Source organism: Peribacillus sp. CSMR9 (assembly GCF_033141925.1).
Lineage (GTDB): Bacteria > Bacillota > Bacilli > Bacillales > DSM-1321 > Peribacillus > Peribacillus simplex_A.
On the sequence record NZ_JAOPHO010000009.1, the window covers coordinates 16,794 to 37,053 of the forward strand.

The 20,260-nt window shown below is 43.1% G+C and carries 21 protein-coding genes and 2 pseudogenes; 18 read left to right on the forward strand and 5 right to left on the reverse strand.

Annotation, left to right across the window (positions count from 1 at the left end; all coding sequences use genetic code 11):
- Positions 1 to 52: 52 nt before the first annotated feature.
- Together N9I19_RS07365 and N9I19_RS07370 are read left to right on the forward strand one after the other, a co-directional pair.
- Positions 53 to 184, forward strand: a complete 132-nt coding sequence (locus tag N9I19_RS07365; RefSeq protein WP_260398957.1) for a YwzD family small protein — start codon at positions 53 to 55, stop codon at positions 182 to 184.
- Entirely contained in the window at positions 181 to 666 is a 486-nt protein-coding gene (locus N9I19_RS07370; protein WP_061464175.1) for a VanZ family protein, read from the forward strand. The genes N9I19_RS07365 and N9I19_RS07370 overlap by 4 nt, the downstream gene beginning before the upstream one ends.
- A gap of 161 nt (positions 667 to 827) precedes the next feature.
- Here the strand turns inward: N9I19_RS07370 and N9I19_RS07375 are convergent.
- Positions 828 to 1,031, reverse strand: a pseudogene (locus N9I19_RS07375) (LysR substrate-binding domain-containing protein); the annotation flags it as partial.
- A 172-nt stretch (positions 1,032 to 1,203) separates the two neighbouring features.
- Between N9I19_RS07375 and N9I19_RS07380 the strand changes: the two are divergent.
- Positions 1,204 to 1,662 carry a hypothetical protein gene (locus N9I19_RS07380; RefSeq protein ID WP_317777377.1) on the forward strand — a complete coding sequence of 153 codons (459 nt, stop codon included), beginning with the start codon at positions 1,204 to 1,206 and terminating at the stop codon, positions 1,660 to 1,662.
- 463 nt (positions 1,663 to 2,125) lie between these two features.
- Here N9I19_RS07380 and tagU read toward each other — a convergent pair.
- Positions 2,126 to 3,055, reverse strand: a pseudogene (tagU, locus tag N9I19_RS07385) (polyisoprenyl-teichoic acid--peptidoglycan teichoic acid transferase TagU).
- A 154-nt stretch (positions 3,056 to 3,209) separates the two neighbouring features.
- On the opposite strand from tagU, the gene N9I19_RS07390 reads away from it, so the two are divergent.
- From N9I19_RS07390 to N9I19_RS07410, 5 genes are all read left to right on the forward strand, one after another.
- Positions 3,210 to 3,998 (forward strand): hypothetical protein, encoded by a 789-nt coding sequence (locus tag N9I19_RS07390; RefSeq protein WP_089361590.1) that lies wholly within the window; start codon positions 3,210 to 3,212, stop codon positions 3,996 to 3,998.
- 3 nt (positions 3,999 to 4,001) lie between these two features.
- Positions 4,002 to 4,379, forward strand: coding sequence for a GntR family transcriptional regulator (locus tag N9I19_RS07395; RefSeq protein ID WP_317777378.1), 378 nt, complete (start codon positions 4,002 to 4,004; stop codon positions 4,377 to 4,379).
- Complete coding sequence (locus N9I19_RS07400; protein WP_317777379.1) at positions 4,376 to 5,068, forward strand: ABC transporter ATP-binding protein; 693 nt, start codon at positions 4,376 to 4,378, stop codon at positions 5,066 to 5,068. The genes N9I19_RS07395 and N9I19_RS07400 overlap by 4 nt, the downstream gene beginning before the upstream one ends.
- A gap of 492 nt (positions 5,069 to 5,560) precedes the next feature.
- The gene (locus tag N9I19_RS07405) at positions 5,561 to 6,712 is read left to right on the forward strand and encodes a hypothetical protein (protein ID WP_317777380.1); all 1,152 of its coding nucleotides are present in this window, start codon (positions 5,561 to 5,563) and stop codon (positions 6,710 to 6,712) included.
- Positions 6,713 to 6,969: 257 nt separating this feature from the next.
- Positions 6,970 to 7,617, forward strand: a complete 648-nt coding sequence (locus tag N9I19_RS07410) for a DUF2642 domain-containing protein (RefSeq protein ID WP_317777381.1) — start codon at positions 6,970 to 6,972, stop codon at positions 7,615 to 7,617.
- A 28-nt stretch (positions 7,618 to 7,645) separates the two neighbouring features.
- On the opposite strand, the gene N9I19_RS07415 is transcribed toward N9I19_RS07410, so the two are convergent.
- The 3 genes from N9I19_RS07415 to N9I19_RS25200 form a co-directional block, all read right to left on the reverse strand.
- Complete coding sequence (locus N9I19_RS07415) at positions 7,646 to 8,917, reverse strand: replication-associated recombination protein A (RefSeq protein WP_317777382.1); 1,272 nt, start codon at positions 8,915 to 8,917, stop codon at positions 7,646 to 7,648.
- A 653-nt stretch (positions 8,918 to 9,570) separates the two neighbouring features.
- Positions 9,571 to 9,729 carry a nuclease-related domain-containing protein gene (locus N9I19_RS07420; protein ID WP_317777409.1) on the reverse strand — a complete coding sequence of 53 codons (159 nt, stop codon included), beginning with the start codon at positions 9,727 to 9,729 and terminating at the stop codon, positions 9,571 to 9,573.
- Positions 9,730 to 9,917: 188 nt separating this feature from the next.
- The gene (locus N9I19_RS25200; protein ID WP_089361773.1) at positions 9,918 to 10,118 is read right to left on the reverse strand and encodes a nuclease-related domain-containing protein; all 201 of its coding nucleotides are present in this window, start codon (positions 10,116 to 10,118) and stop codon (positions 9,918 to 9,920) included.
- Between the two features lie 459 nt (positions 10,119 to 10,577).
- Here N9I19_RS25200 and cymR point away from each other — a divergent pair, with 459 nt between their 5' ends.
- From cymR to N9I19_RS07470, 10 genes are all read left to right on the forward strand, one after another.
- Positions 10,578 to 10,997, forward strand: a complete 420-nt coding sequence (cymR, locus tag N9I19_RS07425) for a cysteine metabolism transcriptional regulator CymR (protein WP_089361582.1) — start codon at positions 10,578 to 10,580, stop codon at positions 10,995 to 10,997.
- 60 nt (positions 10,998 to 11,057) lie between these two features.
- Positions 11,058 to 12,203 carry a cysteine desulfurase family protein gene (locus tag N9I19_RS07430; RefSeq protein WP_061464164.1) on the forward strand — a complete coding sequence of 382 codons (1,146 nt, stop codon included), beginning with the start codon at positions 11,058 to 11,060 and terminating at the stop codon, positions 12,201 to 12,203.
- A 29-nt stretch (positions 12,204 to 12,232) separates the two neighbouring features.
- The gene (gene mnmA / locus N9I19_RS07435) at positions 12,233 to 13,348 is read left to right on the forward strand and encodes a tRNA 2-thiouridine(34) synthase MnmA (protein WP_317777383.1); all 1,116 of its coding nucleotides are present in this window, start codon (positions 12,233 to 12,235) and stop codon (positions 13,346 to 13,348) included.
- Positions 13,349 to 13,472: 124 nt separating this feature from the next.
- On the forward strand, positions 13,473 to 14,138 hold the full coding sequence (locus N9I19_RS07440) for a tetratricopeptide repeat protein (RefSeq protein WP_317777384.1): 666 nt from the start codon (positions 13,473 to 13,475) through the stop codon (positions 14,136 to 14,138).
- Positions 14,139 to 14,174: 36 nt separating this feature from the next.
- Positions 14,175 to 16,583, forward strand: coding sequence for an SF1B family DNA helicase RecD2 (gene recD2 / locus N9I19_RS07445; protein ID WP_317777385.1), 2,409 nt, complete (start codon positions 14,175 to 14,177; stop codon positions 16,581 to 16,583).
- Between the two features lie 115 nt (positions 16,584 to 16,698).
- Positions 16,699 to 17,265 (forward strand): LemA family protein, encoded by a 567-nt coding sequence (locus N9I19_RS07450; RefSeq protein ID WP_089361579.1) that lies wholly within the window; start codon positions 16,699 to 16,701, stop codon positions 17,263 to 17,265.
- A complete protein-coding gene (locus N9I19_RS07455; RefSeq protein ID WP_317777386.1) occupies positions 17,265 to 18,041 on the forward strand; it encodes a TPM domain-containing protein in 777 nt (258 codons plus the stop codon). The genes N9I19_RS07450 and N9I19_RS07455 overlap by 1 nt, the downstream gene beginning before the upstream one ends.
- Positions 17,962 to 18,642 carry a PRC-barrel domain-containing protein gene (locus N9I19_RS07460; RefSeq protein WP_317777387.1) on the forward strand — a complete coding sequence of 227 codons (681 nt, stop codon included), beginning with the start codon at positions 17,962 to 17,964 and terminating at the stop codon, positions 18,640 to 18,642. Before N9I19_RS07455 ends, N9I19_RS07460 begins: the two co-directional genes overlap by 80 nt.
- A 16-nt stretch (positions 18,643 to 18,658) precedes the next feature.
- On the forward strand, positions 18,659 to 18,847 hold the full coding sequence (locus N9I19_RS07465; RefSeq protein ID WP_089361771.1) for a hypothetical protein: 189 nt from the start codon (positions 18,659 to 18,661) through the stop codon (positions 18,845 to 18,847).
- Between the two features lie 227 nt (positions 18,848 to 19,074).
- A complete protein-coding gene (locus tag N9I19_RS07470) occupies positions 19,075 to 20,151 on the forward strand; it encodes an AI-2E family transporter (RefSeq protein ID WP_317777388.1) in 1,077 nt (358 codons plus the stop codon).
- Positions 20,152 to 20,260 lie beyond the last annotated feature (109 nt).

Consider the following 20,260-nt stretch of genomic DNA (forward strand, 5'->3'; position numbering starts at 1 on the left):
GGACAACAGTATGAAGTGGTGGCTCAATGATATTGGAGTGGAGAACATTCGAATGGATTTTTTTGATATTTTAAAAGACACTTTTGCCAAAGGAGAGTCTGGGCAGGATGTTACTGTAAATGAACTTGTGGACGAGATTAAGGAAAAATTAAGCGGGATCATGGAAGAACCTGATAGTATATGATCCGTAGATACTACGTCCCGGGTTTGCTCGTTTTATGGGCGATGGTCATCTTCTTTTTTTCCTCGCAAACGTATGAGGAGCAAAGCATTTCCCCTTTATTAACGCAGTTCAATACGCCGTATTGGTATGATAGATTAAGCGGCATTTCATTCATGTATGGTGGCGTTGAAGTGAGTGCCCAAACAGCAGGGGTGAATGGTTTTCTGGAGTTTTTCCTTCGGAAGGGTGCCCATCTTTTTATCTTTTTTGTGTTTGGATTATTGACATATGGTGTTTGGCGCCGTTTTGTGAAGAATCCTGTTCTTTCGTTTCCAGGCGCTTTTTTATGCATCCTTTTTTATGCGAGTGCTGACGAGCTGCATCAAAAACTAACGGGTGGCCGAACTCCCTTGTGGCAGGATGTCATGCTGGACACGTTTGGCGGTTTGCTGGGAATTTTCTTTTTTCTTTTCTTTTATCGATGGAGAAGTCCTAGAATCTGAGAGATCCTTTCACATAAACTACTAACAATATGCTTTCTTTTGGAGTGTCCGCACAGGAAAAATTGAATGAAAACAAGTAAAAGCAGTGGATTTCGCAAGTGAAATCGCACTGCTTTTAGTGTTTTTTAGGATGGAAATCTTTTAATTCCATAAGTCGATGGCTATACAGATTCCAATGTTAACTCAATAAATTTTTCAACCGCTGGGGATTGCCATTTTTTCGGCTTGACGAGTAGATGTGAGTAAATCGGCTCAAATCTTTCATTATGTTCAATAATATTTAAGGATCCCTTTTCAATCTCGTTTTTTACCGTGATGTAAGGCAATACGGAAAAGCCTAAACCACTCATTACAGCTTGTTTTATTAACATGCCGAAGTTAGAGGGATTGCGACTGCATAAAGGGAATACAACAATTATTTATTAAACTAGCATGCGGTACCTCAAAAGAGAACGGCTTTGTCTAATAACATGCTTCTTTTTTATCGTTTTCCCCTATATATATAAATGAATGATAACCTGTGAGGGTGATTGATGAGTGAGGAGACAGAATAAGGTTCCACTGGGAGCATTGGCGATTATTCTCCTGGCATTGGCTGCAGGGGCTTGGATCATTTTTCTTTGGCCGAGCGGCTCAAAAAGCGTGGTGGAAGATTTTTATGAGTATGAAAGCGAAGCGGAGTTCGGGAAGTCCTGGGATTTGTTAAGTTCTGAAATGAAGCTGCGGTTTCCGAATCGGGCAGATTATGTGCAAAACCGCTCCCATGTGTTTTTACAGCATATGGATGTGGAGACCTTTCAGTATGATGTAGGCCGTGTTAAGAAAGTGAAGAACTGGAGTCTGGATAAGGATGGAAGGGTGCATAAAACGGCCTTTAAAATTCCAGTTACACAGGTCTTCAATTCTCGTTTTGGGGTGTTTACATTGGAACAGGATTGCTATGTCGTTAAAGAAAAAGGCGAATGGCGTTTGTTATGGAATTATCAGTTTGAATAGATTCCTCTCCTTTTTCAGGCACAAGTTCGTTTTAGTGAAAAGGGAGAGGCGATGCTCTCGTATAATGATCCAATAGGTCTACTTATCATGAAACATATTTCATTCTTGAGCGATCACTGATGGCTTTCAGAATAAACATTTTGTCCTGTGTGCTTAGCATAGCCCAGCTGCCTGCTTTGATTTTCAATTAAATCCACTCCTTTTGTTTAGGATTATTTATTATGGTTGATGAATGATGGTTGATGGAATTCCGGGTCCAAAGAATAATAGTGTCAAGTGATGAAAGGGGCAAGGGGAAATGTAAGTATCAGCTCATACTAGATTATACCGTTTTTTCATGCCTAATAAACAACAAAAATTCCAACAAATCTCTACAATTGGTGTTCGTTTTTTGTCAGATTATTGGACGGTGAAAATGAAAAAGCTGTCGGGATGCAGGCCCGGACAGCTTTTTCATTTTTTCTTATTTGATGGATAATTGTTCTTTTAATTCGGATTGAACCTTTTCTTTTTCCTCATCCGACACAATATAGTAGTAGATTCCGTCGATTTTCGTTCCTTTGCCATTTATGGATGATTGGGTAATGCTTTTGCTAGCGTCCCTGTAGTTCTTTTGGATGTCCATCATGTCATCAAACGTCAAATTCGTCTGGATATTATTGCCTAGTGCGTCGAAGACATCATTGTATTTCGTCAGAGAGGAAACACTCGCACCCTCCCTGATGACAGCCTCGATGATGGAACGTTGCCTGGACTGACGGCCAAAATCACCATTAGGATCATCATGCCTCATTCGTGAATAGGCTAAGGCTTCTTTCCCATTAAGAGTATGCGAACCTTTCGCAAAATGAATGCCATCGGAGGTGAAGTCCAAATCGTTTTGAACAGTCACTCCGCCGACTGCGTCAACGATATCCTTAAATCCTACCATATTGATCTTCATATAATAGTCGATCGGGATATCGAGGAAGTTCTCAACAGTATCCATGGACATCTTTGCGCCGCCGAAAGCAAACGCATGGTTGATTTTATCCTGTGTACCATGACCGACGATCTCGGTCCGTGTATCACGCGGAATGCTTAGCATTTTGACTGACTTCTTTTGTGGATTGACCGTCAAGACGATCATTGTATCTGAACGGCCTTTGTCGCCATCACGTTCATCGACACCGAGCATGAGCATCGAGAAGGGCTCCTAATTCGATAGTGCCAGGTCTTTTGTACGTTTATCCGTGTTACGGTCTATGGGTGTATGCATTGAGTCAACGGTTTTAGTTAGAGCATTCCATACGGAGTAGGCAAACGCTCCCCCTGCTAATATGAAAAGTAGGACAATTATACCGACTACCTTCAGCCATGTCCGTTTCTTTTTCGTCTTTTTTTCATGTCTCATATCTTACTTCCTTCCTCTTATAGTAACCACTTCATCTATTATATTTAAATTCACTATAAAAGAATAGTATATTTTGTTATTTTATAATACTTTTGACATATATCGGTGTAACTGTGTACTATGTAACTAGAACAATAATGAAGGGGTTGGGAAGTTGAATTCGTTTAAAGGTTTAATGATAAAGGAGTGGCTGATCGGGAAATCCACACTTCTCTGGCTATTGGTTGCACAGGTTGGCTTAGTGTTTATTGCTTTATTGGCATCCAGGTATTTGGAAGTTGCAGGTCTTTTTTATATGTGCACATGGATAATCATGTTCTTACAACCATTTATTATGTTCTCTTTGATTTTTGGATGTTTGAATTATGAGGGGAAGACGCAGTTGTGGATTCATAATCCCCAGTCTGCGGCGATGCTGCTTGGAAGTAAATTATTGTCAAGTGTGCTGTTTCAGGTGGTTTCAATTTTATTTGCCTGCTGTTTAGTATTTGTGGCTTTTAGGGTTCCGACCGGTTATTTTCAGCCAGACTTTCAGGTGGAAAGTTTTTCGGGATTAGTAGGCTTGTTACAGATAGGCGGGGTTATGACGGCGGTCAGTATTGTCATTGCCGTGCTAATGATGTTTTTATGGGTAGTGTATCATGCACTCGCAAGGATTCAGCTTATTAAAAATATTCGTTGGCTGATTGTGTCCCTTCTGTTTATAGGAATGGTTTTGGTGAAAAATTGGGTTGGAAATACCGAGATATATAAGAAACTGGATGATCTATGGGCTGTACCTGCTTTTAACGGTTCGTCGTTTAGCTTGTCTCAAGCCAAGTTGGAGTTTTATCTAGAAGGTAGAGGGAATATTTCGCTTTTGACAAGCGGGTTGGATGTTATCGCATTAGTGATATTGTTCCTCGCTTCATGTTGGCTCTTGGACCGAAAGATTGAGGTGTAAAGGATGTCAGAGGATTTTCATGCTTCAAAACCGATTTATTTACAGGTTGCCGATCGAATTTGTTATTCAATTGTACGGGGTGAGGTAAAGAGTGGGGATAAGCTGCCATCGGTCCGCGAAATGGCAGTCGAGATGGGTGTCAATCCGAATACGATCCAGCGTACTTATACCGAGATTGAGAGGGATGGAATTGTGGAGACGAGAAGGGGGCAGGGTACATTCGTTAAAAATGATCCGGTGCTGATTGCATCATTGCGTACCCGGATTCAAACGGAAGTTATCGAGACATTCGTTGAAAATATGAAAGAAATCGGCTTGTCGAGAGAAGAAATGCTGACAGCGGTACAGCAATTTCTGAAGAAGCAGGGGGATGCAAAATGACGGTTGAGCTGCATGATGTTACGAAAAAGTATGGAAGCATTACTGCCCTTGATGGTGTTTCACTCACGTTTGAAGTGGGGAAGATATATGGGGTGTTGGGGGCCAATGGCAGCGGTAAGTCAACATTGCTCAAACTGATTGCCGGTCTCGCGAAACCGGATCATGGAGAGGTGACGGTCGATAGGGTGCCGGTAAGAAGGAGTACGGCTTCTGTTGTTTCTTATCTGTCAGAGCTTGATTTTTTCTATTCCAATTTTACCGCAGGTCAGTATATTGATTTTCATGCATCGCAATTTGCTGATTTTAACCTGGAAAAGGCAATTGAAATGCTGGCATTCATGAAATTGGATGTCCTGAAGAAGGTCCGTACGATGTCGAAAGGTAATCGGGGACGGCTTAAATTAGTGCTGGCCCTGTCTCGGGAGGCACCGGTCGTGCTATTGGATGAACCATTCTCAGGGTTGGACGTTATGGTTAGGGAGTCGATAGTACGGAGCTTGCTGTCTTATATCGATTTTGAAAGGCAAATGGTTATCATGGCCACTCATGAAATCGAGGAAATCGAGAAAATCCTTGATGAGGTGATCGTGATCAAGGATGGTAAGGCCATTGGAAAGGAAGAAGCTGAGGATCTCCGCGAAAACGGTGGGAAATCGGTAATCGGGTGGCTAAAGGAAAAACATAGGTAATGTCATGCTCCAAATTTCCATTTGGAGTATTCTTTTTTTCCTGATAGACTTTCAGGTTTTGATGGAGTGCAAGTCTGTGTTGCAAATGGAGGTAGGATAAAGTTCTATTGGCTGCTTCCAAGGATCCTTTTCAATTCTGCTGATCGAGATGAATTTGCCATCCAGTGTCAAAGGAAGCGTTTGGCTAAAGCGGTAGTATAGGGGAAATGACGGAATTGTCCATTAAGTAACTTGGAAGAAAGGCCATTTCGTTCAATAAGGTAAATGATGAAGTAACTCCGGGGAAATTCCGGAGTTTTTTTATTAAAAAGGAAGGCCCTTTTTTAATAAGTTGAATAGAATGGAAAGAGTTTTTTTCATAACATTTTTCTAGGCGTACGACGATTTACTACAAAATGGGTGATTAGCAGAGTCCGTATTAGAAAGAAGGCGCATATATATGCAGTACGGATATCACTAAAGTATAAATAACTATTGGAGGCTAAAGGAAAAATGGAAGAGACTGTTGGTTTACCGTACCTTGAAGCTTTAACAGGGAAATTTGTGAGGGTGTTTAAAGGCGGGCCTGATTCTAGAGAAGGCAAGCTTTTAACAGTGCAGAGCGATTATATCGTGATTCAAACAGAACAAAATCAACTCGTATATTTCGCCATCGAGCATTTGAAAATTGTTGTTGGGAATGCGAAAAAAACTCAACTTGATTTAAGTTCGATCAACGAAGAAGAAACAGTATATCCAGCAAATTTTTTAGGTGTGCTGGAATCACTTCAAACTAGCAGCATTCAAGTGAATGGCGGCGGTCCGGCATCCAAAGTTGGCCGGGTTGTAGATGTAAAAGAGGAGTTTTTAGTTATATCCACTGAGAAAGACGGGCTTGTTCTATACCCGATTTCCCATATTAAAAGTGTAACAGTGCTGGAGCTGGCGGACAATGAGTTATTGCCTCAATTTGGTGACGGTACAGAAACAATTAACGGCTTACTATCGCGGTTAGTCCACAATTGGGTATCCATCAGTGCTGGAGGACCTAATAAAGTTGAGGGCATCCTGATGGAAGTTACTGACAGCCACCTTATCGTTGTTCATCATGAAGAATTATTTTATGTGACAACGGATCATGTCCAATTCGTAGTTATAACTGTGCAGGTAAATGAAAATTGCGAAGAAGAAGCAGAAGGTGAAAACTCTGCAAATGGAGGCTCTTCAGCTGGAGGTTCGTCAAAAGGAAGCAGTTCAAGTGGTTCATCAGACGAAAGCAGCAGTTCATCAGACGAAAGCAGCAGTTCATCAGACGAAAGCAGCAGTTCATCAGACGAAAGCAGCAGTTCATCAGATGAAAGCAGCAGTTCATCAGACGAAAGGAGCAGTTCATCAGATGAAAGCAGCAGTTCATCAGACAAAAGAAAAGGTTCATCATACAGAAGAAGAGGTTCATCAGACAGAAGAAAAGGTTCATCAGTCGAAAGCAGCAGTTCTTCTGTTGAAAGCAGCAGTTCATTCATTGAAAGCAGTTCATCATATGAAAGCTCTTCAAGCAGTTCATCAAATGGAGGTTTAGGGAGACTTCGGGGTCCTCGAGAAAATACGTTCAAGCAAATATGGATTGAGAACTTAATCAAAGCAACATCTCAAAACCCACGGTAAAAGAAATACCAAACAGGTACAGCAACCAATATGGAGTTGTTGTGCCTTCTTATGGAAAGTGGACATGCCGCTTTTGCCCATGATGGAAGATGTTTCATTCTATAAACTTTTTTAATGACGATTTTATCAGTTCAAATGCTATTTGGAACTGACAAAAAAATGGCCAAGCAACCATTATGACAGGTAACCTGGTTTCAAGTTGGAACAAAGCATACTGTTTGGTTTGATTGATTTCAATAGAAAGGAGGAAGCAACGCTTGTTATCAAAACATATAGGTCAGTATATGGAACTTGAGCTTGCAGGGAATATACATGAAGCGGGGATTTTAATTGAAGAAAGCTCGGACATCATCGTCTTGTATACTGGAAAAGTGTACCGTTACATTCCATTCAGGCACATTAAGAATTTTTCCTTTCCAATGATCGAAGAGGAGTTTGGGTCGGGAGGAGAGCCGGAGATCGAAGAGACATCGTTCCGAAAATTGTTGATGAATGCGAAGGGGAGGTTCGTTGAAATCCTGCTCACGAAAAAACACTCGGTTCATGGCTATATCGTGGGAATCATGAATAACTATTTCGTCTTTTATTCGCCCGTATTTAAAACGATGTTCATCTCGATGGATCATTTGAAGTGGCTTTCGGTTACAAATGATGAAAAAGGCCCTTACGGTTTGAATAAAACAGAGCAACTGGCACAGGTCTCATCTTTAAGCTGGGCCAGGACATTGGAGGAACAGATGAAAAAGCTGACCAATAAACTGGTGGTGCTCGACTTAGGGATGCATCCGAAGAATATTGGTAAGGTCAGTACGGTGAAAGATGGCATCATTGAGATGGTGAATGCACATGGGGAGGCGGTCATTGTCAATATGAGACATGTCAAAAGCTTTCATTTCCCACAATAAAAAAACTCCGGTCTAAAGCGATCCGGAGTTATTTCTTTTTCTCGATATTTTCATAGACCGATGCCAGGGCTTGTTCAAATTTCCCGCTCTTTTTCGGTTTGTAATATTTTTTGCTGCGCAGTTTATCCGGTAAGTATTGCTGCTTCACCCAGCCATTCTCGTAGTCATGCGGATAAAGGTAACCGATGCCGCGTCCGAGATCTGTGGCTCCTTTGTAATGGGCATCCTTAAGATGGTCCGGTACATCTCCGCTATGGCCGCTGCGAATGTCGGAAAGCGCTGCATCAATTGCGACAATGGCCGTGTTTGATTTGGGTGATAGGCATAACTCGACCACTGAGTTGGCAAGTGGAATCCGGGCTTCAGGAAAACCGAGCCGTTCAGCGGCTTCGACTGCAGCGAGGGCCCTGGGACCAGCCTGAGGATTGGCAAGACCTATATCTTCGTAGGCAATGACCACCATGCGGCGGGCAATGCTGACAAGATCGCCGGCTTCGACCAAGCGCCCCAAATAATGAAGGGCTGCATTCACATCACTTCCGCGAATTGATTTTTGGAAAGCCGACAGAACATCATAATGGGCATCTCCATCCTTATCATGTGAGAAGCTTTTTTTCTGCATGCATTCTTCGGCAATTTGCAGATCTATATGAATCGTTCCGGACTCATAGGGTTCAGTGGAAATGACGGCGAGCTCAAGAGCGTTAAGGGCACTGCGGACATCTCCGTTTGAAGCAGTCGCGAAATGGGTAAGGGCATCAAGGCTGACATCCGTTTCATACGCACCAAGCCCCCGTTCTTCATCATGAAGTGCCCGTTCCAGAGCTGTAGTTATATCATTGGTTTCCAAGGATTTGAGCTCGAAAATCTGGCACCGGCTTCGGATAGCCGGATTGATTGCATGATAGGGATTGCTGGTCGTTGCACCGATCAAGGTAATCATCCCGTTTTCAAGGTATGGCAATAGAAAATCCTGTTTTGCCTTATCGAGTCGATGTACCTCATCAAGCAGCAGAATCACTTTACCGGACATCTTAGCCTCGGCTGCCACGATTTCCATATCCTTTTTATTATTGGTCACCGCATTCAGCGTCCGGAAAGCAAACTTCGTGCTTCCGGCAATCGCACTTGCAATCGATGTCTTGCCAATTCCCGGCGGACCATACAGAATCATGGAAGAAAGCTGCTTGGCCTTCACCATCCTTGCGATAATTTTCCCTTCACCGACCAGATGCTCCTGCCCGATGATCTCATCAATCGATCGAGGCCGCATCCGGAAAGCAAGCGGTTTAATATTCATTGCGCACCTCTCCTTTTAATATAAAGGTATCACAACTTATGGGGAAAATGCGCTGATTATGCTGTGAATGCAGTTGAATTAGTATTTAATGCGCCCTTCAGGCAGCTAATTCGTCCTACAGGGAAATAATTCGTCCTTCACACCAATTAATTCGTCCTTTCCTCAATAATCGAACGTAAAAAGAAACTCTTCCTTTGGTGTTGCCGGAATGATGTAATTTTAATGAAGTTAATAACTTTTTTGCACTTGATGGAGATTTGAGTTGGAGGAATTGCCGGAATTCGCTTTGGTAATGGTAGGTTTAACGAGGAATACATAATCCTGAAGAGCGGAGATGCGGGCATCATGGGAAGAATGCAAACATGTACGGCAAATCCACTTTCTTAATCTTCTCTCCATATGGCAGTATACTCCAGTTTGAAGGGTGGTAAGGGGTATTCCATAACTTTCCAAAATATTTGGGATATATGGTGTATGTTCGTCGAGCAATATAGTAGATATTCTTTTTCAAATTTTTCTTTGAATTCTGCAATTTTTATAAGAATACTATCTTTACGTATCACTTTTCTATGAATATCTCTGTTCTCAGCTCGTATTATCGTTGATGAATTGGCGCTGACGACTAATATTTCTACTGGGAGATTGATGATTTTTTAAAATTTCAACCATTCAACTAGCTGTTGGCGCTGCCGGTTCACTTGCAGAATTGGATCATCAAAAGCTTCTGTTTTTCCATCTGGATTTGTGCGGATATGTTGATTGAATGTGTTGTCGTAATAGATTTCACCAGCCATGTTTTTCACTTCAATAATTAATAAAGGCTCTTTTCGTAAAGATTGTTGTTTTTAAAACGAAACTATTTAAGGTTGATTGGAGCGGAAGTGCGAGACTCCTGCGGGAGCAGCGGGACAGGTGAGACCCCACAGGCGTTTACGCCGAGGAGGCTCACCGCCCGCCCCGCGGAAAGCGAGCATCTGGAGGGGAAATCAACCACAACTCACTACCTGGTAAATAGCAACAAAGTATGTGAAAACAGCCTTAATAAAAAATAAGAAGTGACAATGAGGATGTCGATTTGGAAGGGGAAGGGTGATCCAATTAGACGGAGGTCATGAAAAAATAGATACTCTTTTTCAGGAAGGGCATTTAGAGAGGATAAGACTCTATATTCCCCACTATATCCAGCTTTGATTTTTTTGATGTCTTTAGTTTAATATCGGTTGCTTAGCATGATCAGGTGGTAAGCGTCTCATTAGAGCTTCTATCATATGTACTTTTAAAGGTATCTCACATTCTTTTATCATCATAGTAACCACTCCTTAATAATAGAAATATTCTCTATTAATGATAGGTTTCCTGTTCTTTTAGTAAAAGTAAATGTGTCAAAGAACAGAACTTTCATTTGAAAAATGTACGTTGTCTTACAAAGAAGTTAATTCGTCCAAAATGCGGGATAATTCGTCCTTGGCGTAGATAATTCGTCCTTGATAGATAATAATTCGTCCTTGGCACTGGATAATCCGTCTTTTAACAATATATTCCCTACCTCTCCAATTAGGATAATTTGACAAATGAAGGGAGGTTGAATGCATTTCTGGCGGGAATATGCTATAATTTCAAAAGAATTTAGAAACGGATAAATAATTTGAGGTGTATATGTATGAAGATATCTACTAAAGGCCGTTATGGTTTAACGATTATGATCGAGCTTGCTAAACACTATGGAGAAGGCCCGAAAAGTTTGAAATCGATTGCCCAGACGCATAATCTGTCGGAGCATTATTTGGAGCAGTTGATTGCGCCGCTACGTAATGCAGGGTTGGTGAAGAGTGTCCGTGGTGCGTATGGCGGGTATGTCTTGTCTAAAGATCCTCAGGAGATTACTTCGGGTGATGTCATTCGCGTATTGGAAGGGCCGATTACCCCTGTTGAAGGCATTGAGGATGAAGAGCCGGTGAAGCGCCAGCTTTGGATCCGGATCCGCGATGCTGTGAAGGATGTATTGGATAATACGACGCTTATGGATTTGGCGAACTATAAGGATACGGGTGAAATCAACTCTTATATGTACTATATTTAAGTGATCAGCAATGCGCCTATTATGTGGGCGCTTGCGTTTTTTAATGGAGGCGACAATAAAGTGGACAGAATATATTTAGATCATGCTGCGACTTCACCGATGCATCCGAATGTGATCGATAGAATGATGACAGTCATGAGCCATGACTTTGGTAATCCGTCGAGCATTCATGCTTTCGGGCGGGAGGCTCGCCATGTTTTAGATGAGGCGCGTTCGAGTATTGCAAAAAGCATCGGTGCCGGGCGGAATGAAATCATTTTCACGAGCGGCGGAACCGAGGCGGATAATACGGCGATCATTGGTGTTGCGAATGCTTATGAAGAAAAAGGAAAGCACATCATAACGACGGAGATCGAGCATCATGCGGTTTTGCATACATGCCAATTCCTTGAGAAGTCTGGCTTTGAAATCACATATTTACCTGTGAATGAAGCGGGGCTTATTTCCATTGCCGATTTAAAGGCGGCATTGCGGGACGATACGATTTTGGTTTCGGTCATGTTCGGCAATAATGAGGTCGGAACGATCCAGCCGATTGCTGAAATTGGACAATTGCTCAAAGGTCATCAAGCCATTTTCCACACGGACGCCGTTCAGGCATATGGTTTGATCTCTATCGATGTTCGTGAATTGGGTGTGGATTTGCTGAGTGTAACAGCGCATAAAATCAACGGTCCCAAAGGAATCGGCTTTCTATATATACGTGAAGGCTTGAAGCTGAATCCGCATTTATATGGCGGGGAACAAGAACGCAAACGCCGAGCGGGTACGGAGAGTGTGCCGGCCATTGCCGGTTTTTCAGAAGCTGTTTTAATTGCACAGAGCATGATGGAAAAGAAAACGGAGCAATACAAGCAATATAAAGACGTATTGCTTGCCGTCCTTGATGGGGCGGATGTACAATATGAAATTAACGGATCAATGGAACAGTCGCTGCCACATGTGCTGAATATTAGTTTCCCGGGTACGAATGTGGAATCGATGCTCGTTAATATGGACTTGGCAGGTGTTGCGGTATCGAGCGGATCCGCTTGTACAGCAGGGTCAATCGATCCGTCGCATGTGCTTGTGGCGATGTTCGGGAAAGATTCGGAGCGGACGAAGAATTCGATTCGTTTCAGCTTCGGTTTGAACAACACGGAAGAGGAAGTCAGGCATGCTGCTGAAACCACCGTGAAAATCGTTAAAAGATTAGTTGGAAGATAATTCCTTCTTTAAATAAATGAGGTGACAGAATGAATAAAGCACCACAAGATACACGCGTCGTCGTGGGTATGTCAGGAGGCGTGGATTCTTCTGTGTCAGCCCTGCTATTGAAGAATCAAGGCTATGATGTGGTCGGGATATTCATGAAGAACTGGGATGATACAGATGAAAACGGAGTCTGTACGGCAACGGAGGATTACAATGATGTAATTGCCGTTTGTAATCAAATCGGCATCCCTTATTATGCGGTCAATTTCGAAAAGCAATATTGGGATAAAGTATTCACTTATTTCTTGGATGAGTATAAAGCGGGCCGCACCCCGAATCCGGATGTAATGTGCAATAAGGAAATCAAATTCAAGGCATTTTTAGAACATGCGGTAAGCCTTGGTGCTGATTATGTGGCTACAGGCCATTACGCACAGGTTGAATACCGGGATGGCGAATACAAGATGCTTCGCGGTATTGATAATAATAAGGATCAAACCTACTTCTTGAACCAGCTTACTCAAGAACAATTGGAAAAAGTCATGTTTCCGCTTGGGCACATTGATAAGAAGGAAGTCCGTGAGATTGCGAAAGAAGCGGGTCTTGCTACGGCAACGAAAAAAGATTCAACAGGCATCTGTTTTATCGGTGAACGCAATTTCAAAGAGTTTTTAAGCAATTACCTACCAGCACAGCCCGGTGATATGGTCACGATGGATGGAAAGGTCATGGGCAAGCATGACGGATTGATGTATTACACGATTGGTCAGCGTCACGGTCTAGGGATTGGCGGCAGCGGCGAACCTTGGTTTGTTGCGGGAAAAGACTTGAAGCGCAATCTGTTATATGTGTGTCAAGGCTTTGATAATGATGTGCTGTATTCCAATTCCCTTCGTGCAGTGAATGTCAGCTGGGTAGCGGAACATATACCTGCTGGTGAATTTACATGTACGGCAAAGTTCAGGTACCGTCAAGAGGATAGCGGTGTTAAGGTGAAGGTTCTGGAAAATGGTGATGTCGAAGTCATCTTTGACGAGCCAGTCCGCGCAATCACACCTGGACAGGCAGTCGTATTCTATGATGGAGAAGTGTGCCTGGGTGGCGGTACGATTGATGAAGTATTTAAAAAAGGTGAAAAACTGACTTACGTAGGGTAAAATAAGCATGTCCCCAGCTGTGTTTGCGGTTGGGGACTTCTTTTGGATTAAGGGTGTGCTGTCTGAATTCGACCGATGGCTTATGCTATACTTTTTAATATGAAAAATGGAGTGTGAAATGATCATGGATAAGAATCAACAAGGAATTGAGTTTATGCAGCAAGGAAAATACGAAGAAGCGGCGAAAGTTTTTAATGAGGCGATCGAGGAAAACCCAAATGAGCCTGTTGCCTACATAAACTTTGGGAATGTACTGACTGCCGTGGGTGAAACGGATAAAGCGGTCAAGTTTTACAAAAAGGCGATTGAGCTGGATGAAAATGCAGCGGCGGCTTACTATTCATTAGGAAACTTATACTATGAAACCGATACTAAATTAATCGAAGCGAAGGATATGTTTGAAAAGGCTATTCGTTTGGGACTGGAGAACAGCGATGCTTACTTTATGCTTGGATTGACATTGATGGCGTTAGATCAACCCAAATTGGCGATGCCTTATTTACAGAGAACGGTGGAGCTGAGCCCTGATGACGTTGATGCGAGATTCCAATATGCGCTATGTCTTGCCAATGCGGAATTATATGATGAATTGATCAATCAACTGAATTTAGTCGTGGAACAGGATCCAGGCCATGCCGATGCTTATTATAATTTAGGTGTTGCGTTTGCCGGGTATCGTGAGGATGCGCAGGCGGCGATGGCTTATTTTGATAAAGCTTTGGAAGCACAGCCTGACCATATGCTTGCTGCACACGGTAAGAAACTGATGGAAGAAATGAATGCTGAGTAAATAGTCTGCATATGCATGGAAAGGTGGGGAGAAGCGTTGAGCCAGCAAGATTCATTGGATTTGTTTTCAGAAGAGAAAATGTTCATGAAAGGAAGTCATTTAGTGACGATCTTTCATAATGAAGAAAATATGTACTCGGTTGTAAGAATTCGTGTGCATGAAACGAATCTGAATTATGAAGAGAAGGAAGCTGTCGTGACAGGTTACTTTCCAAGGATGCATGAGGATGAGATCTATATTTTTTATGGGGCGATGAAGGAACATCCGCGTTTTGGCCTTCAATTTCATGTAGAGCATTTTCGCAAGGATTTGCCCCAATCAAAGGAAGGCATCGTCAGTTATTTATCCGGTGACCTGTTCAAAGGCATTGGGAAAAAAACAGCCGAGAGCATTGTTGATACACTAGGGGAAAAGGCAATTTCCAAAATTCTGGCTCAGCCTTCGTTACTTGATGATATCCCGAAGCTATCCGGGGAAAAGGCAAAGGGCCTCTATGATACATTAGTCGAGCATCAAGGTCTGGAGCAGGTAATGATCGCCCTGAATCAATATGGCTTCGGTCCGCAGCTGTCGATGAAGATTTATCAATTGTATAAACAGGATACGATCACGATGGTTCAGGGAAATCCATATAAGCTCGTAGAGGATATTGAAGGGATCGGTTTTGGACGGGCGGATGAGCTTGGGCATCAGCTTGGCATTTCCGGCAGCCATCCCGACCGAATCAAGGCTGCGTGCTTGTATACACTTGAATCACAATGCCTTCAGGATGGAAATATCTACATAGAAGCCGAGCAGCTATTGGAAGCGGTCAAGCGATTGCTTGAGGAAAATAAACGGGATCGCATAGAGTTCACGAACATTTCCTCGGAAATAATCGAATTGACGGAAGAGGGAAAAATCGTTGTCGAGGATCAACGAATTTATCCGCCTTCACTTTACTATTCTGAAAAGGGAATTGTTACGAACATCAAGCGGATACTCGCACAAACCGAGTATGAAGACCAGTTCCCGGAATCGGAATTTTTACTGGCCCTTGGGAAGCTGGAAGAGCGTCTAAATGTTTCTTATGCCTCAGCTCAAAAAGAGGCGATACAAACAGCCCTGCAGTCGCCCATGTTGATCTTGACGGGGGGACCTGGTACTGGTAAGACGACGGTAATCAAAGGGATTGTTGAGCTATATGCAGAGCTGCATGGTGTATCCATGGACATTAATGATTATAAAAAAGAGGGAAGCGATCCATTTCCATTCGTTCTTGCGGCTCCTACTGGCCGTGCAGCGAAACGAATGGCCGAATCGACTGGACTCCCCGCTGTTACGATCCACCGTTTGCTGGGGTGGAACGGGAGTGAAGGCTTTTCCCATGATGAGGATAATCAGTTGGATGGCCGGATCGTGATCATCGATGAGGTTTCCATGGTGGATACATGGCTGGCCAATCAACTGTTTAAGGCTTTGCCGGAAAATGTCCAAGTGATATTGGTAGGTGATGAAGATCAACTGCCATCGGTTGGCCCTGGGCAGGTTTTAAAGGATTTGCTTGCATCGAATTGTGTGCCTACTGTCAGTCTGGAACATATTTATCGTCAAGCTGATGGCTCATCGATCATTGAATTAGCCCATGGTATCAAAAAAGGAAAGCTTCCGGATGATGTGACGAAGCAGCAAGAAGATCGATCGTTCATTCGCTGCCAGACAGGGCAAATCGCTCAAGTAATCGAGAAAGTGGTTGCGAATGCGAGGACGAAGGGTTTCACGGCCAGGGATATACAGGTGCTGGCTCCCATGTATAGAGGCCCTGCCGGGATTGATGCACTGAATAAAATGCTTCAGGAAGTGTTCAATAGCAATGCGGATGAAAAGCGGCGGGAAATTAAATTCGGAGACGTGATATACAGAACGGGAGATAAGGTGCTTCAACTGGTGAACCAGCCAGAGGAGGGTGTCTTTAACGGCGATATGGGTGAAATCGTGTCCATATTGTTCGCTAAGGAAAATACCGATCATGTCGATAAAGTAATCATATCGTTCGAGGGAATCGAAGTGACATACACGAAACAGGACTTGAACCAGATTACACATGCGTATTGCTGCTCCATCCATAAGTCGCAGGGAAGCGAGTTCCCCATTGTCATTTTACCTGTAGTGAGAAGTTATTATCGGATGCTCCGCCGTAATTTATTGTATACGGCGATTACCCGCAGTAAAAATTTCTTGATCCTTTGCGGTGAAGAAGATGCATTCCGTCTAGGGATCGAGCGTAATGATGAGATGCGCCGGAAAACGACTTTGCGTGGAAAGCTGCGGGAGATTTTGAGTGAAGAAGATATGCCGGTGGAAAAGGGAGAGGTGCAAGAGCGTGAGGCAAGTTATCTTGAAATCTTCACGAATGCTGACCCGATGATCGGGATGGAGGATGTCACACCTTATGATTTTATGTAGCTGATGATCAATGTTTGGTTCTTCATTTTGATAAATTTTGTTTGAAATTCATAGTTTTGGTGGAACTAATATAGAATATAACTTATATGAATGTGAAAGAGCAGGGGGTATTTGGATGAAAAAAGGTTGGATAATAGGAATAGTCGTTGTCGTTTTACTTGTCATTTATGGGGCATCTTCTTACAACGGTCTTGTAAGCGCCAATGAAGACGTAGACAATAAGTGGTCACAGGTGGATAACCAATTAAAACGCAGAGCGGATTTGATTCCGAATCTTGTCGAAACGGTGAAGGGTTATGCTTCGCATGAAACGGAAGCCATTAAAGCGGTGAGTGATGCACGCTCGAAGTTGGCAGGTGCCAATTCGACTAAAGATGCTATTGATGCGAACCAAGAATTGAGTGGGGCTTTAAGCCGTCTTTTGGTGGTTGTCGAGAACTATCCGGATCTAAAGGCCAATGAAAACTTCAAGGGTCTCATGGATAGCTTGGAGGGGACGGAAAATCGCTTGACGGTAGCACGGAAAGACTATAATGATGAAGTTACCAACTATAATAAGACGATTAAACGTTTTCCAAAGAATATGATGGCAGGCGCGTTCGGGTTCGATACCAAACCATATTTTGAAGTGACCGATCAAGAAAAAGAAACGCCAAAGGTTGATTTCGGGAGCGATAAATAATGAAAAGACTCGCTGTGTTTGCGCTATTTTTCATTCTCACGTTCAGTTTAGCAAACGTAGTCGCAGCACAACCTAAAATTCCTGAACCAGTTGGGGATATATATGTCCAGGACTTTGCCGGAGTCCTGGATGATCAGGAAAAATCCGAACTCATCGAGCTTGGGAAACGGTTGGATGATGCCACAAAAGCACAAATTTCCGTTTTGACGGTTGATTCGTTGGAAGGATCTGATATTGAGGAGTACTCGGTCCAGGCATTTAGGTCATTCAAGCTTGGTGATGCAAAACTGAACAATGGAGTCCTCATCGTCTTGGCCAAGGATGAACGGAAAATCCGTATTGAAGTGGGGTACGGTTTGGAAGGTGCCATTACCGACATAAGATCTGGACAGATTTTGGACAATGTGGCTATCCCCGAGCTAAAGGCGGGTAAACCCGACCTTGCCCTGACTGAAACCTATAAGGCTGTATATAATGATGTCAAGGAAGAATATAACTTAGGTGACTCGTTTCATCAAGATTTATCCGTTCAGCCCGAGTCAGAAACTTTTCGGCCATCAGGTTTACAAATTTTTCTCATTATCATCGTTGTCATCATCGTATTCATCATCGATGCCAAGTTCTTTAAAGGGTTTTTCCTTCAAATATTACTCAATATCCTCTTGATGTTCATCAGTCGCGGAGGTGGCGGTGGCCGTGGCCGTGGAGGCGGCAGCGGTCCACGGGACGGCGGCGGCGGAAGTTCCGGCGGCGGAGGTTCCAGCAGAGGATGGTAAGGTGGATCTGACCGGGAAACCGGTCTTTTTTTATGCCCGCTCACTGGATATCGGTAAGGTCGAGCAACAATGGAAAACCTTTCAGCACATCTATTTTCATGATAAAAGAGATAATAAAAATGTTCGGAAAGGCGGGATGACCTTGCGGACGTTTTCTTTATTGAAAGGGATGCCGGTTTTTACAACCAAAGGAGAAAGAATCGGCACGGTCCACGATTTATCGATATCTGAATCGGGTCAGGTAACAGGCTTGGTCATTCATCAACAGGCATTGTTCAAAAGAGCTTTTCATTTAAAACTAAACGAAATATCTTCTTTCGGTCCAGATGGGATCTTCATCGTCCATCAGGATTCAGCCCTAGGGAAAGTGCCTGCGGATTCCATATGCTTAACGAAGGACGAATTATTGGGACGCATGCTTTTTTCAGAAATGGGTGAGGAGCTTGGTTTACTGCAGGATGTATATTTCAGGGAAAAAATGGGCACGATTATAGCGTATGAAACAACGGATGGGTTTTTCTCGGAGTCGACAGTGATAGAATCAAAACAGCCGCCTGCATTTGGGAAGGATACCATCATTGTTTCAGTTTATGAACAGTGAGGTGTCCATTTTGGAAATGAAATGTCCGAATTGCCGCAGTAAAGATGTTGGGAAGATTGGCGTTAACCAATATTATTGTTGGAATTGCTTTATTGAAATGACCTTATCCGAAGGGATCATTAATACGCACCAAGTCGAGGAAGATGGAAGTTTAAGCTCTTTGGACGACTTGTTTGATGAAAATGACCGCCGCTTCAGTATGTAATTAACGGAAGAGGTGTTTGCAATGGCTAGACGTTCACGCAATAATCTAATGAATATGGGTTCGGACTTGATGAACTCGAAGATGATCAAACGGAATATGAAGAAAATACGCAAAAGATTAAAATCATTATTATAATCGGAATGGGTGTCCTGATAATGAGGGCACTCTTTTTTATGTATGAAAACCTTCCGCCTTTCGAAGAATAAATGAGCGGGAGGTGTTTAATTGTGAGTATTCGTCTAAAGTGGTTTTATCGCCTGGGTTTTTTATTGCTCTTATTTTTCGTTATCTATATTTTTATGAAACTTAAGCCCATGTGGGGACCTGTCGTTACTGTTTGTGTGACGGTACTGCTGCCTTTTTTGGTTGGTGCGTTCATCAGTTATTTGCTGCACCCGGTAGTGGAATATTTAAATGAGAAAGGGATGCGTCGCTGGCTTTCGATTACGATCATCTATTTGCTGTTTTTCGGAGGGGCTGGTTTTGCTGTTTATAAAGGCATTCCTGTAATGGTCAGTCAGGTTCGAGAGCTGTCGGAAAGCGTACCGGAACTGGTTGAACAGTACAGGAGCCGGATAGATAAGCTTAATCATCAAACGGCGGCCTGGCCGTTCGGAATTCATGAAAGATTCGAAGAAGGTGTCATCCTTTTTGAAGCCTGGCTGAAGCGTATGCCCGAAAAGGCAATGGAGTATGCAATGAAGATGATTGATTTCATCTTACTGATTGCGTTGATTCCATTCATTGCTTTTTATATCCTGAAAGATTTCACGGCATTAAAAAAAATGGCATGGTATATGACACCGAAAAAATGGCGAAAGCAGGGACGGGCATTCGTTCGTGATGTGGATGCGTCACTTGGAGGCTATATCCGCGGTCAAATCATCGTCTGTGCCGTGATCGGTTTAATTTCCTCGCTGCTTTTCTGGATAGTCGGAATGCAATATCCGCTGCTTTTGGGGGCGATAATCGGAATAACGAATGTCATTCCCTATTTCGGTCCCATAATCGGGGCCATTCCTGCAGTGATTATCGCCGCGACAATGTCAGTGAAAATGGTATTGATCATTGCGGTCATCGTGCTTGCACTTCAATTCCTTGAGGGGAATATCCTGTCGCCGCTAATAGTCGGTAAAAGCCTCCATATGCATCCGCTGTTCATCATGCTTGCATTATTGGCCGGTGGTGAAATAGGCGGGATCGCGGGCATGGTCCTTTCGATTCCCATTTTGGCAGTGTTGAAAGTTTTTGTTCTGCACGCCCGCGTTCACTTTAGAAAGAAGCCGTCCCTTGTTGACAAATAAAAGTCTTGTGAATATAATCCATTACATAAGATAATTCGTTGAAGGATGAAGTATGCTGAAGTCCATCTAAAAGAGAGGGGTCCCCTAGGCTGAAAGGGACTGCAAGGTG

Excerpts from the sequence above, each read along its gene's own strand:
- N9I19_RS07365 (WP_260398957.1), top strand. The coding sequence starts at position 53 with ATGGATTTTTTTGATATTTTAAAAGACACTTTTGCCAAAGGAGAGTCT.
- N9I19_RS07370 (WP_061464175.1), top strand. The coding sequence starts at position 181 with ATGATCCGTAGATACTACGTCCCGGGTTTGCTCGTTTTATGGGCGATG.
- N9I19_RS07395 (WP_317777378.1), top strand. The coding sequence starts at position 4,002 with ATGTCAGAGGATTTTCATGCTTCAAAACCGATTTATTTACAGGTTGCC.
- N9I19_RS07400 (WP_317777379.1), top strand. The coding sequence starts at position 4,376 with ATGACGGTTGAGCTGCATGATGTTACGAAAAAGTATGGAAGCATTACT.
- N9I19_RS07405 (WP_317777380.1), top strand. The coding sequence starts at position 5,561 with ATGGAAGAGACTGTTGGTTTACCGTACCTTGAAGCTTTAACAGGGAAA.
- N9I19_RS07415 (WP_317777382.1), bottom strand. The coding sequence starts at position 8,917 with ATGAATATTAAACCGCTTGCTTTCCGGATGCGGCCTCGATCGATTGAT.
- cymR (WP_089361582.1), top strand. The coding sequence starts at position 10,578 with ATGAAGATATCTACTAAAGGCCGTTATGGTTTAACGATTATGATCGAG.
- mnmA (WP_317777383.1), top strand. The coding sequence starts at position 12,233 with ATGAATAAAGCACCACAAGATACACGCGTCGTCGTGGGTATGTCAGGA.
- N9I19_RS07440 (WP_317777384.1), top strand. The coding sequence starts at position 13,473 with ATGGATAAGAATCAACAAGGAATTGAGTTTATGCAGCAAGGAAAATAC.
- N9I19_RS07450 (WP_089361579.1), top strand. The coding sequence starts at position 16,699 with ATGAAAAAAGGTTGGATAATAGGAATAGTCGTTGTCGTTTTACTTGTC.
- N9I19_RS07455 (WP_317777386.1), top strand. The coding sequence starts at position 17,265 with ATGAAAAGACTCGCTGTGTTTGCGCTATTTTTCATTCTCACGTTCAGT.
- N9I19_RS07465 (WP_089361771.1), top strand. The coding sequence starts at position 18,659 with ATGAAATGTCCGAATTGCCGCAGTAAAGATGTTGGGAAGATTGGCGTT.